Genomic DNA, 11655 nt, shown 5'->3' with positions numbered 1-11655 from the left:
GTGTTACCTGCCGTTCAGGGCAGCCGACACGAACGCCTGTGCCTGTTGTTGGATCTGGTGCAGGTGGTCTGCTGACTGGAAGGATTCGGCGTAGATCTTGTAGACGTCTTCGGTTCCGGAGGGTCGGGCGGCGAACCATCCCGAAGGAGCGACCACTTTCACCCCGCCGATGGGCGTGTGGGTGCCTGGTGCCTGGGTCAGGACGGCGGTGATGGGCTCACCTGCCAGGTCGGTGGTGTGGATCTGGGCTGCCGACAGGTTGGCCAGGGCGTGCTTGTCGCGCCTGGTCGCGGTCACGTCGATCCGCTCGTAGTGTGGGGCTCGGTGTTGCTGTACAAGGTGGGCGTAGTACTGACTGGGGGTTCGTCCGGTCGTTGCGGTGATTTCGGCAGCGAGCAGGCACAGCGCTATGCCGTCTTTGTCGGTGGTGAAGGGTGTGCCGTCTTTGCGCAGCATGGTCGCCCCGGCGCTCTCCTCACCGGCGAAGACCATCTGGGAGTCCAGGAGGCCGGGGACGAACCACTTGAAGCCGACGGGGACTTCGGCCAGGGCGCGGCCGTGGTGGTGTACGACGCGGTCGATCATGGAGGAGGACACGATCGTCTTGCCGACGGCTGCGGCCGGCGGCCAATGGGGGCGGTGGGTGAGCAGGTAGTCGACGGCGGTGGCCAGGTAATCGTTGGGTTTCATCAGTCCGGCGTCGGGGGTGACGATGCCGTGGCGGTCGGCGTCGGGATCGTTGCCCGTTGACACGTCGAACTCGCGGCGTTGTGTGACCAGCGAGGCCATGGCCCAGGGTGAGGAGCAGTCCATGCGGATCTGGCCGTCCCAGTCCAGCGTCATGAACTGCCAAGTGGGGTCTACGGTCGGCTGGGTGACGGTGATGTCCAGGCCGTGTGTGCTTGCGATCTCGCTCCAGTAGGCGACGGCGGCGCCTCCCATCGGGTCGGCGCCGATGCGGACTTTTGCTGCGCGGATGCGCTTGAGGTCGATCAGGGACGGCAGGTCCTCGACGTAGCTGCCCAGGAAGTCGTAGCGCATGGTGGTGGGGGCGGCTTTGGCGCGGGCCCAGGGGATTCGTCGGACACCTGTGAGGTCTGTTTCCAACAACAGGTTCGCCCGCTGTTGGATCCACTGGGTCGCGGCGGTGTCAGCGGGGCCGCCGTGGGGCGGGTTGTACTTGAACCCGCCGTCGGTGGGCGGATTGTGTGAGGGCGTGATGACGATTCCGTCCGCCCGACCAGCGGCGCCGCCGCGATTGTGGGAGACGATCGCGCGGGAGACGGCTGGTGTGGGGGTGTAGCCGTCTCGTTCGTCGATCAGCACGATCACCTCGTTGGCGGCGAGCACCTCAAGGACCGTGACGGTGGCGGGTTCGGACAGGGCGTGGGTGTCGCGGCCCAAGAACAGCGGGCCGTAGATGTGGTGTGCTGCCCGGTAGTCGCACAGAGCCTGGCTGGTGGCCAGGATGTGTTCTTCGTTGAAGCTGTGGTTCAGGCTGGAGCCACGATGCCCGGACGTTCCGAAGGCGACGCGCTGTGCGGGCAGGTGTGGATCGGGGCGTTCGTAGTAGGCATCGATCAGGCGCGAGAGGTCGACGAGATCGTCCACAAGCGCAGGTGTCCCAGCCCGTGGATGCATGGACATGGTTGTCTCCGTAAGTTGTCAAGCGGCCCGGGAGGGCCGGGTGTGGCTGATGGTTGCTTGCCGTTCGTGGCTTCCACGGAGTGGCCGCCGCCCTGGCTGCTGATTGAGATGTGCGCGCCATGTGCGGTCGCCGATTACGGAGATGACAGCGGGGTGTTCCTCGGGCCGACGGCATGCCGTGCGGAACGAGGGGGGCGGATGAGTGAGCGACGGGCCCGGACCTGGGCAGGCATCGACGCAGGCAAGGGCCATCACCGGGCGGCGATGGCCGATGAAACCGGCGCGAACCCGTCGTCAGGCACCCGAAAGTGTTGCTTCGAGCATGTGAATCAGATTCTTTTGCCTGCTTGGTCCCCGCCGGACGGCTGCTGCACAACAGCACACCGCACGAGGGGAGGACCGGGGCATGGACGTGGTCCACGAACGATGCGCCGGAATCGACATCGGCAAGGCGGATGTGAAGGTCTGCATCCGTATCCCCGGCACTGGCAAACGCCGGCGCAAGGAAGTCCGCACTTTCTCCACCATGACCCGGGACCTGCTGGCCATGCGGGACTGGCTGATCGCCGAGGGCATCACCGTGGTCGGCATGGAAGCCACCGGATCGTACTGGAAACCGGTGTTTTACCTGCTGGAGAACGACATCGAGACATGGCTGCTGAACGCCCGCCACATGAAAAACGTCCCCGGCCGCAAGACCGACGTCACCGACTCCGCGTGGATCTGAAAAATGGTCGAACACGGCCTGGTGCGGCCCTCGTTCGTCCCGCCGCCGGAGATCCGGCAGCTGCGGGACCTGACCCGCTACCGCACCGAGATCATCCGCGAACGCACCCGCGAAGCCCAGCGGCTGGAGAAGCTCCTCGAAAACGCCGGCATCAAGCTGTCCGCCGTCGTCTCCGACCTGCTGGGCAAGTCCGCCCGAGCCATGCTGGAGGCGCTGATCGCCGGTGAACGCGACCCGCTGGTCCTGGCCGAGATGGCCAAGGCCAGCATGCGGGCCAAACGCGAGATCCTGGCCCAGGCGCTGACCGGCCGGTTCACCGACCACCACGCCTTCCTCGCCCGCACCATGCTCGACCGGATCGACGCGCTCACCGCCACGGAGATCCGCCTCAGCTAGGAGATCACCCGGCAGCTCACCCCCTTTCGCCGCCAGGTCGAGCTGCTGACCACGATCCCGGGCGTCAACGCCAAGTCCGCCGAGGTGATCCTCGCCGAGATCGGCGTCGACATGGCCCGCTTCCCCAGCGCCGCCCACCTGGCCTCCTGGGCCGGAATGTGCCCGGGCAACCACGAATCTGCCGGCAAACACACCTCCGGCAAGTCCCGCCCCGGCGACCCCTGGCTCAAGGGCGCCCTCGGACTCGCTGCCACCGCAGCCGCCCGCAGCAAGGACACCTACCTCGCCGCCCGCTACAAACGCATCGCCGTCCGCCGCGGCAAGAAGCGGGCCCTGGTCGCCGTCGGGCACACGATCTTGACGTCCGTCTGGCACATGCTCACCAACGACGCCGAGTACCACGAGCTCGGAGGCGACTACTTCGTCCAACGAACCGGCCGGGCGGGGCAAACACGTCGCCTGGTCAGCCAGCTCAACATGCTCGGCTATCAAGTGTCCCTCCAATCAACGGAAGCGGTCTGACCTGCGTGAATGGTTGATTTTCGAATCAGACTCCACGGGCTGTCATCTCAGTGCGATGTGCTGCTGCTTGGCGACGACGACCACGCCGTGCTGGCTCATGGCGTAGGCGGTGCTGTCGTGGTCGTTGTCGATGCCGATGGTGGCTCCGGCGGGGATGATCACGTTCTTGTCCACGATCGCGTTGCGTACGACGGCGTTCGGGCCGATCTGCACGTTGTCGAACACGACGGAGCCCTCGATGTCGGCGCCCGCAGCGACCTGGACATCGCGGGAGAGCAGCGATCGGTGGACGCGGGCGCCGGACACGATCACGCCTGGTGACAGGACCGAGTGCTGGATGTCGGGCAGTTGGCCGTCTGCGGGGACTATTTTCGCCGGTGGCCGGGAGGGCTGATAGCTGAGGATGGGCCAGCGGTGGTTGTACAGGTTGAACACCGGGTCGTCGGCGATGACATCCATGCTGGCCTCGTAGTAGGCGTCGATGCTGCCCACGTCGCGCCAGTAGCCGCGGTCGCGATCGGTGGTGCCGGGCACGGCACCGTCGTGGAAGTCGAAGACGGCGGCGTCCCCCTCTGCTACGAAGGACGGGAGGATGTCACCGCCCATGTCGTGCTGGGAGGTTGGATTCTGGGCGTCCTTTTTGACGGCGTCGACAAGGGCTTCGGTTTGGAACACGTAGTTGCCCATCGATGCGAAGACTTCGTCTGGGGAGTCCGGAAGGCCGACGGCGTCGGTGGGCTTTTCCCGAAAGGACGTGATCCGGCGGCCGTGGGTGTCGGTCTCGATGACGCCGAACCGGTGGGCATCCGCCCTCGGTACTCGGATGCCGGCGACCGTCACGCCGGCGCCGCAGGCGCGGTGCGCGGCCAGCATGTGCCGGGGGTCGATGCGGTAGATGTGATCGGCGCCGAACACCATCACGTGCCGGGGTCGTTCGTCGTAGATGAGGTTGAGGGACTGGTAGAGCGCGTCGGCCGAGCCTTCGAACCAGCGGCGGCCGGTGCGTTGCTGGGCGGGAACCGGTGTGACGAAGTCGCCGAGCAGTGCGGGCAACCGCCAGGTCAAGGACACGTGGCGGTCCAGGCTGTGGGACTTGTACTGGGTCAGCACGATAATGCGCCGGATTCCCGCGTTGACGAGGTTCGACAGCGCGAAGTCGATCAGTCGGTAGGTGCCGCCGAACGGGACTGCCGGTTTGGCGCGGTCGGCGGTCAAGGGCATCAGGCGTTTGCCTTCGCCCCCGGCGAGAACGACGGCAAGCACATGGGTCACGTCCTCCATCACGCCTCCGTTTTGTGGTGGTGCAGCGTCCGCCGGCTGCATGCGGACTGTGGACGTCACCGGCAGGTGTGGGGCGATGCGCGACACAAACGTCGCTTCCGCCGCCTTCAGGCGATGCCGTCTACCGCGAGGAACCGGTGCATGCGGTTCTCTACGAGCCGGGTGGGTGTCTGGTGGTTTTGCCTGTCATGCATGGGCTTCATGGGTGATGCGCACAGCCGCCACTTCGCGACCCGCCGGCACCGCTTCGTTGTCAGGTGCGGGGAGTAGTTGTCACAGACGATCGCCATGCGTACGTCCATCGGGTGCAGGGAGCGCAGTGTGGGCGGGTGTACGTCGCTCGGCGGCGGGGCCGGGGCTCGCGGTCGGGATTCTTGTGTCGGCCACCACGTTCGGCCCTTTGCCGGCTGGGGTGGGGCTGGAGGTTGAGCGGCCCGAACTCGTCCATGCAGAAGATGACTTCAGGCTCGTCTTCCTCGGGTATGACCTCGCCGTCGGCGATCGCGTAGAGATGCTCGACCCGGGCCAACCCGGGCCTTCTTGCCCGCGTAGTCCGGGTCGTGTGACGTCTTCCAGGTCTTCACGCGTTGAAACCAGTCGCCCTCCTTGCGGAGCAGGACCCAAAGGCCCTCATGGCTGATGTCGTCGACCACCCCCTCGGCGACCAGGGAGTCGGCCGGCTTGGCCAGGCTCCAGGTCGAGAACGGCAGGCCGTCCTCAGCCGGCCTGGACTTGGCGATCTTCTTGATTTCCCGGCGTTCCGGGAGGGTGAACGTTCTTGGCCGACCGCCCTTGTACTTGGGGTAGAGCGAGTCGAAGCCGTCGGCGTTGACGTTGTGGAGCACGTCACGGACCCGGTCCGCGCTGGTGAACGTCGCCTCGGCGATCTTCGCCACAGGCATGCCCTGCACGGACAACAGCGCCATCTGGGCCCGCCGCCAGGTCACCACCGAACCGGTGCCTCTTCGGATGATCGCAGCAGCCGCCTGCCTTCGTCATCATCAATCTCCCGGACCTGCACGCGTTCAGCCACGTGATCATTCTGGCCGTCCGGTGCCGCCAGGCACAGCAACCAAGCGATGCGTCACGACGGGGCGAACGTTTCCTGATGTGGCACTAGGCCGCATGGTGGGGAGGGGCTTCAGCGGGGACGCGAAGGTTCCGCAGGCGGATCAGGCGGCCTCCGCATGCTGATTCGGCGTCTGTGAAAGGCTCAAACCGAATGATGCCCGCTCTCGGGGCAGAGAGCACCAGACTTCCGCGCTTTCGCCGCTCACACCCCAGCGGCCTCCGTACTCCGTCGTGATCGATGCGATGATGCGCAGGCCGCGACCGGACTCATCGTCGGTGGTCGGGGTTTTCATTCGGGGATGCTGGCTTGAGCAGGTTTTGACGGTGAGGTCAACGGAGTTGCGTCTACAGGCCAGGAACAGGGAGACCTCGGTTGAGGTGCCGTGTTGCAGTGCGTTGGTCACCATTTCGCTCGTCAAGAGTTCCACCGGTGCGACGAGTGTGTCCAGTTGGCAAAGGTGTAGTTGGGCCGCAACAACGTGGCGCATTTGCTGAACACGCTGGGCGTCCTGCGCCGGCAGTAGGCCGTCGTGAAGGGGCGGTCTTCTTTCGAAGGCCACGCAACATCTGCCTTGCGGTGTGGTGCGCGATGCGCGCCGGGAGGTCGCAGGAGGGGTCATGGTTCCGTGCCGCCGTGGCTCAAAAGGGTCTTTGGGGTGTGGTTCGCTCGGCGCCGGCAGCGCCCGGGCTGCGGGGCGCGCAGTGCCTGCGTGCCCTGCTCTGAGGTCCGGCCGCACTCAGGGGCCGTGCGACGCGTAAGGGTGGGGTGGTTGCGGTAGGCAGGCCGACGGTGGTGGCGAGGTGGTGGTGTGGTGCCGCCGGAGCGGGCAGAAGCGGGACCGCGCGACCTGCGCAGGCTGCTGTGGGAGGGACATCCGTGCCGCGGTCGGCCATGAGGGGCTGGTTTCGTCCCGCAGCGGGCCTGGCTTGGGTGGGGGTGCTTGCAGTGGAGACCGCAGGTGAGCTCTCGGCTTTCATCGGGGCCCTCCTCTCCACTGGCGGCGGCGTGGGCCGCATCACCGCTGTAAGACGAGAATCACACCCCATACCCAATTAAGTCAACACTTGAAATAAATAGAGTTGCCGTTGCGGGGGAATCCTGGGCCCCACCTGCATCGATACCCTCGTCGGCGGCAGAGCCGGGCCGCCTGGAGCGAGACAAATGGGTCAGACTTTGAAAAAAATGGATGCGCGGGCACCATGGGACCCGGGGGTGGTACCGATTTTCGGTGACACCGCAGCGACGAGGGAGGCGGGCCCGGCAATTATGACAAGGCTTGAAATAAATGGTACGTGCGACCACCGGGCATTCCGGCCCGGGGGAACACCTCAGAGCGGACGATGATTCCCATGGCTCCACGGGCAGACTCCGCCAGCGTACGACGCCACAATCTGTCCCTGGCGCTGCGCCACATCGCCGCCCAGGGCCCCTGTGCGCGCACTGAGATCGCCGAAGCCACCGGGCTGGTCCACGCCTCGGTGAGCGGGCTGGTCACCGACCTCATGGAACGCGGTCTGGTCCGTGAGGTCGGCAACGCCGCTCCCGTCTCCAGAGGACGGCCGCGCCGTCTCCTACAGATCGTCCCCGAACGCCTGACGACCATCGCGGTGCAGGTCTCGCAAGAATGCATTCATGTGCTGGCCGCCGACTTCGCCGGAAGCGTCGTCCATCGCGCATCGGTACCGCACCAAAGTCCCTACGGCGCCCCGGAAGCCGTAGCCGAGGCCATCGCCGGCGCCGTCACGCGCGCCGCGCAGGCAGTGGAGACATCGTGCCGGGCAGCCCACCTGGCACACCTCGTGATCGCGATGGCAGGTCCGGTGGCCCCCTCGGACATCGTCGCCATCGCCATCGACTTCGGCTGGCGCGTAACAGACCTGCGGGCGATGGTCGCCGCACGCCTCCCCCACCTGCCCTGCCCCCTCGCCGTGGTCAACGACGCCAACGTCGCGGCCCTGGCCGAAGACCAAGCGCTCGCCGCCCAAGGCAAAGACCGACCCGATACCGTCGCCTACATCAAGGCCGACACCGGCGTCGGCGGGGGCTTGCTGATCAACGGAAACATTCACACCGGCAGCCACGGCATGGCCAGCGAGCCCGGCCACATCCCGCTGGCCATGGACGGGCCGGCATGCGGCTGCGGATCGCGCGGCTGCATGGCCACCTACGTCGGCCCGGAAGCACTGAGCGACGCCGCCGGACTCCAGCACATCGCCCACACCCACGGCATCGACGCGGCCCTGGCGGAACTCGACAGAAGACTGCGCCTGGACGAACCACGCGCTGTCGCGGTCCTGCGCGAGGCCGGTGAAAGACTCGGCGCAGCCATCCTGACGATCAGCAGCCTGACCGACGCCGGTGAGGTCATCCTCGGCGGCTACCTGGCCACCTGGGGACCATGGCTCATGCCCGGCCTCGAAGCGCGACTGGCCGGACGAAAAGCAGCAACGTCGGGCGCAGTACCGACCATCACCTTGGGCACATTGGGACAACACGCGCCCCTGCAAGGAAGCCTGCAAGTAGGCCGCGACGCCGTCTTGGACAACCCCACCACCGTTCCCTTCACCACCCCCCACCCCGACTGAACCACCCACCGCACAACGATTACGCCCCCACCCCCGGCGACAGCGCGTGACACAGGTACCGGCCCCGCCGTGCGCGACCGGCTGCGCACGCTCACCCGCGTAAACCACCCGGCCCCGCCTCCTCACACCCACCCCACTCCCCCACCCCGACCACCGCCCTCGGATAGGCCCGGATTTCGCGAGTCGTTGATTCGTGCGGTGTGACCGGTTCGGGGGTGTCCTTGACGGGGGTGTGGCGTCCTGGCGAGCGCGACTTCCTGCTGGTCGCCGACTCCAAGATGTGACCTGCGGCGACTGGTGAACGGTGTGGTGCGGCGGTTCCGCACGGGCAGTCCGTGGCGGGACATGCCCGAGCAGTGGGCGGCTCCCGTGGCGGGCTGACCGCCAGGCCACGACCAGGACCCTTACCCCAAGCCCCTCCCCCGCCGCCTTACGCATACAGCCAGCTCCACCACACGACCTCACACCACCCACCACAGGCCACCCGCCCAACCCCGGGCCGGGCAGCAACCGTCTGCGCCTCCCCCTCATCGGGTCGGGGGTCTGGGGCGTGGCAAGGGGCTGACGAAGAGTTCCCGCTCGGGCCGCAACGGGTCCTGGGCGATACGAGGCTCGGCGTCCCACAGCATCGTGCTGCGGCGTTTTTGCTCATAGCGCGGCCAAAGGGCCCCGGGGTCGAGGTCGCGGATGAAGGCGGCCCAGCTGCCGTGCAGGGCGTCAGCCAGCGACTGGGACGGGTCCTGTCCGGCCGCTTCGATGACGCCTTCGGCGTGCAGCACATCGAAGGCGAACGGCAGGTCGAGGCAGTGGTAGGCGTATCCCTGACGCCGGGGCGCATGCGAGGTCCATTCAAACTGGTAGAGCCAGGTGGGCAGGCCATGGCGAATCCGGGCCTCGGCGATGCAGAGGGACGGTGCCCGGAAAATCGTGTCGGTCGCTGCCTGACCGGTGATCCGGGCCGCGCCGGCACCACCATGCCGGCCGACATACGAGGCGATGGCCTCGGGTGTCAGCCCCCAACCGGACAGCAGCGCATGCGCCTTCCCGGCCGGGGCGTCGTCCATGTCCGCGTGGAATTCGTCGCGGGCGAAACCGAGCACCATCGGCACCGGGGCGACGGCACCCCGCTCGAAGGCATCAAGAACCGGCTGGGGGATCAGCTCTCCGTCAGCGAACGGCGCAAGCACAAGATCAGGAAGCGGCTCCAGATCAGGTCCCGGGGTGTGGAGCTTATCCATCAAGGCCAGCAGCTCGCCGTCGGACAGGGAACGCAGCGCCGCAGCAGCAGCGGGCACGCCGGTACGGCGGGAAAAGACGCGGGAAATCGCGTGAGCATCGGTGCGACGCTGCGGTCGCATGATCGCCCCGGACATCGAAATCGCCGCGCGGAAAAGGCCACGGGCCGCTGGAGTCGCCAGCAGCGTCTGCACCGCGCCACCACCTGCCGACTGGCCGGCAATCGTGACCTTATCCGGATCGCCGCCGAAACCAGCGATATTCTCCTGCACCCATCGCAGGGCCGCGATCCAGTCCAGAACACCACGGTTGTCCGGAGCGTCATCAAGGTGAAGAAAGCCCTCGATACCCAGCCGATAGCCAATCGACACCAACACGACGCCGTCCCTGGTGAAAGACGAACCGTCGTACCACGGACTGGCGGCGCACCCAGCGATATAGCCGCCCCCGTGGATCCACACCAAGACCGGCAGACCAGCTCCCGGCTCCGCTACCGGGGTAAAGACGTTGAGGTTGAGCACACCCGGCCCGGGAATCGACGGTTCCGGGATGGTCGTTGGGCCATCAGAAAACGGCCGTCGCTGAGCCGTCGGCCCATAAGAACCAGCTTCCAGCGGTTCGGTCCACCGATCAGGCGCGACGGGAGCAGAAAAACGCAAACCTCCGATCGGCGGCTGAGCATACGGAATACCCAAGAAACGGGCCTGACGTCCATCCCACCGGCCACGGACCGGCCCTTGGGCCGTCACGGCTGTCACATGCTCTCTCACGAGGTCGTCCTTGTCCAGGTGATCCGATTTACCGGATGCTCTTGATCGGCATGATGGCAACCGCGCCGAGCAGAACCGCGAAGATAGCGAAGCCGAACATCACCCGGTAACCGGGCACCTTGTCGACCCCAGTGGAAAAGGCAGTGATGAGTGAGGCCGAAATAATCGGACCCAGAGCCTGGGGAACATTAGTGGCAATATTAAGGATGCCCAAATCCTTGCCCGCAGCTGACTTTCTGGGAAGGACCTCTGACATCAAGGCCATATCCAGCGCCATGTACGTACCAAAGCCCATACCAGAGATCAACGCGTAGGCGTACATCGCACCCAACGTAGGACTGACCATGGGGATGGCCACCGAGATCGCGAGGGTAATCGACGACGCCACCACGAAGATCTTTCTTCGGCCGGTGGCGTCAGAAACCTTACCGGCCGGGATCGAAGCTACCACAGTGCCCACGATGGTAAGCACAGACATCAGCGACTGGGCATCGTTCACCGCCGCGCCATCAAGGTGGACATAATCCTGAAGAGCGTAGCGCTGATACACCAGCACCCCGAAATACCCCAGGATCAGCGCCATCCTGGCAACGAAAGCCCAAGCGAAGTCCGGATACTTTCGCGGCGAAACCCAAAACCCAGACAAAAAGCCCTTCCAGGAGAACGGGTCCGCAGGCTCCGTCGCCGTCCGATCGGGGTTGATCAAAACGAACGCCAACGTGACGGTCAGCACCACCCCGGCAATGACCCCATACCCCAAACCAAGCCGGGCCGCATACCGGGCCGCCACTATCACCCCAAGCGTCGTACCCACCTGAATGCCAATACCGATGACCGCAGAAAACAACCCCCGACGCTCAACACGCACACGATCCGGCAACACCGCCGTCAAGGGAGCCTGAATCACATTCAGCAACACCTGCACCACCACCCACAACAACGTCAACCACAACAACGTCGTCGCATGAGAGATGGCCAACAACCCCACCGTCGAGCCCACAGCCCCCAACACCATCCACGGAGCACGCCGCCCCCAACGACTCCGCGTCCGATCCGAGAGCGCACCCACCACTGGCTGAACGAACAACGTCACGATCGACGACGTCATCGTCACCAGCGCGAGATTCGACTCCTTGGCCACCGCATCCAAGTGCTGCACCTGCACCGGCAACAGCACCACCACCAAACCGACATACGCCACATACAAGGCGGTGAATCCCGCCCCCATCGACCACAACAACGACGTCGACCCCTGCCCCGGCACGAGCCCCTCACGGGACCCCCCAGGCAGGTCAGCAGACCGATTCTGAGATGACATGACGACGACCTCTCCAGGAGGACAGCGGCCACACGACCGCAGGTGTCATGAGGATCGAGCTACCCCAGAAATAAGTCAAGGGTTGAAAAAAAGAATCTCCG

The 11655-nt window shown here is 65.8% G+C and carries 6 protein-coding genes and 2 pseudogenes; 2 read left to right on the top strand and 6 right to left on the bottom strand.

Annotated features, from left to right (window positions below):
* Window positions 1–3: 3 nt before the first annotated feature.
* Window positions 4–1641: a phosphoglucomutase (alpha-D-glucose-1,6-bisphosphate-dependent) gene (gene pgm / locus AC4BEG_RS29860; RefSeq protein WP_490707252.1), complete on the bottom strand. Its 1638-nt coding sequence runs from the start codon at window positions 1639–1641 to the stop codon at window positions 4–6.
* 412 nt (window positions 1642–2053) lie between these two features.
* On the opposite strand from pgm, the pseudogene AC4BEG_RS29855 reads away from it, so the two are divergent.
* Window positions 2054–3292, top strand: a pseudogene (locus tag AC4BEG_RS29855) (IS110 family RNA-guided transposase).
* Between the two features lie 42 nt (window positions 3293–3334).
* On the opposite strand, the gene glgC reads toward AC4BEG_RS29855, so the two are convergent.
* From glgC to AC4BEG_RS29840, 3 genes and pseudogenes are all read right to left on the bottom strand, one after another.
* A complete protein-coding gene (gene glgC, locus AC4BEG_RS29850; protein WP_490702790.1) occupies window positions 3335–4573 on the bottom strand; it encodes a glucose-1-phosphate adenylyltransferase in 1239 nt (412 codons plus the stop codon).
* 221 nt (window positions 4574–4794) lie between these two features.
* A pseudogene (locus tag AC4BEG_RS29845) lies at window positions 4795–5606 on the bottom strand (helix-turn-helix domain-containing protein); the annotation flags it as partial.
* 139 nt (window positions 5607–5745) lie between these two features.
* Window positions 5746–6204: an ATP-binding protein gene (locus AC4BEG_RS29840; protein WP_490702789.1), complete on the bottom strand. Its 459-nt coding sequence runs from the start codon at window positions 6202–6204 to the stop codon at window positions 5746–5748.
* A 790-nt stretch (window positions 6205–6994) separates the two neighbouring features.
* On the opposite strand from AC4BEG_RS29840, the gene AC4BEG_RS29835 reads away from it, so the two are divergent.
* Entirely contained in the window at window positions 6995–8230 is a 1236-nt protein-coding gene (locus AC4BEG_RS29835) for an ROK family transcriptional regulator (RefSeq protein WP_490702788.1), read from the top strand.
* Between the two features lie 527 nt (window positions 8231–8757).
* Here the strand turns inward: AC4BEG_RS29835 and AC4BEG_RS29830 are convergent.
* Both AC4BEG_RS29830 and AC4BEG_RS29825 read right to left on the bottom strand, forming a co-directional pair.
* The gene (locus AC4BEG_RS29830; protein ID WP_490702787.1) at window positions 8758–10236 is read right to left on the bottom strand and encodes a carboxylesterase/lipase family protein; all 1479 of its coding nucleotides are present in this window, start codon (window positions 10234–10236) and stop codon (window positions 8758–8760) included.
* 28 nt (window positions 10237–10264) lie between these two features.
* A complete protein-coding gene (locus AC4BEG_RS29825; RefSeq protein ID WP_490702786.1) occupies window positions 10265–11500 on the bottom strand; it encodes an MFS transporter in 1236 nt (411 codons plus the stop codon).
* Window positions 11501–11655: the final 155 nt, after the last annotated feature.

Source organism: Streptomyces sp. JLBJ103 (assembly GCF_058215575.1).
This window is presented reverse-complemented; position numbering and strand designations above follow the sequence as displayed.

What these genes read in the sequence shown, in the direction of transcription:
- pgm (WP_490707252.1), bottom strand. Translation starts at nt 1,641, where the DNA reads ATGCATCCACGGGCTGGGACACCTGCGCTTGTGGACGATCTCGTCGAC.
- glgC (WP_490702790.1), bottom strand. Translation starts at nt 4,573, where the DNA reads ATGGAGGACGTGACCCATGTGCTTGCCGTCGTTCTCGCCGGGGGCGAA.
- AC4BEG_RS29835 (WP_490702788.1), top strand. Translation starts at nt 6,995, where the DNA reads ATGGCTCCACGGGCAGACTCCGCCAGCGTACGACGCCACAATCTGTCC.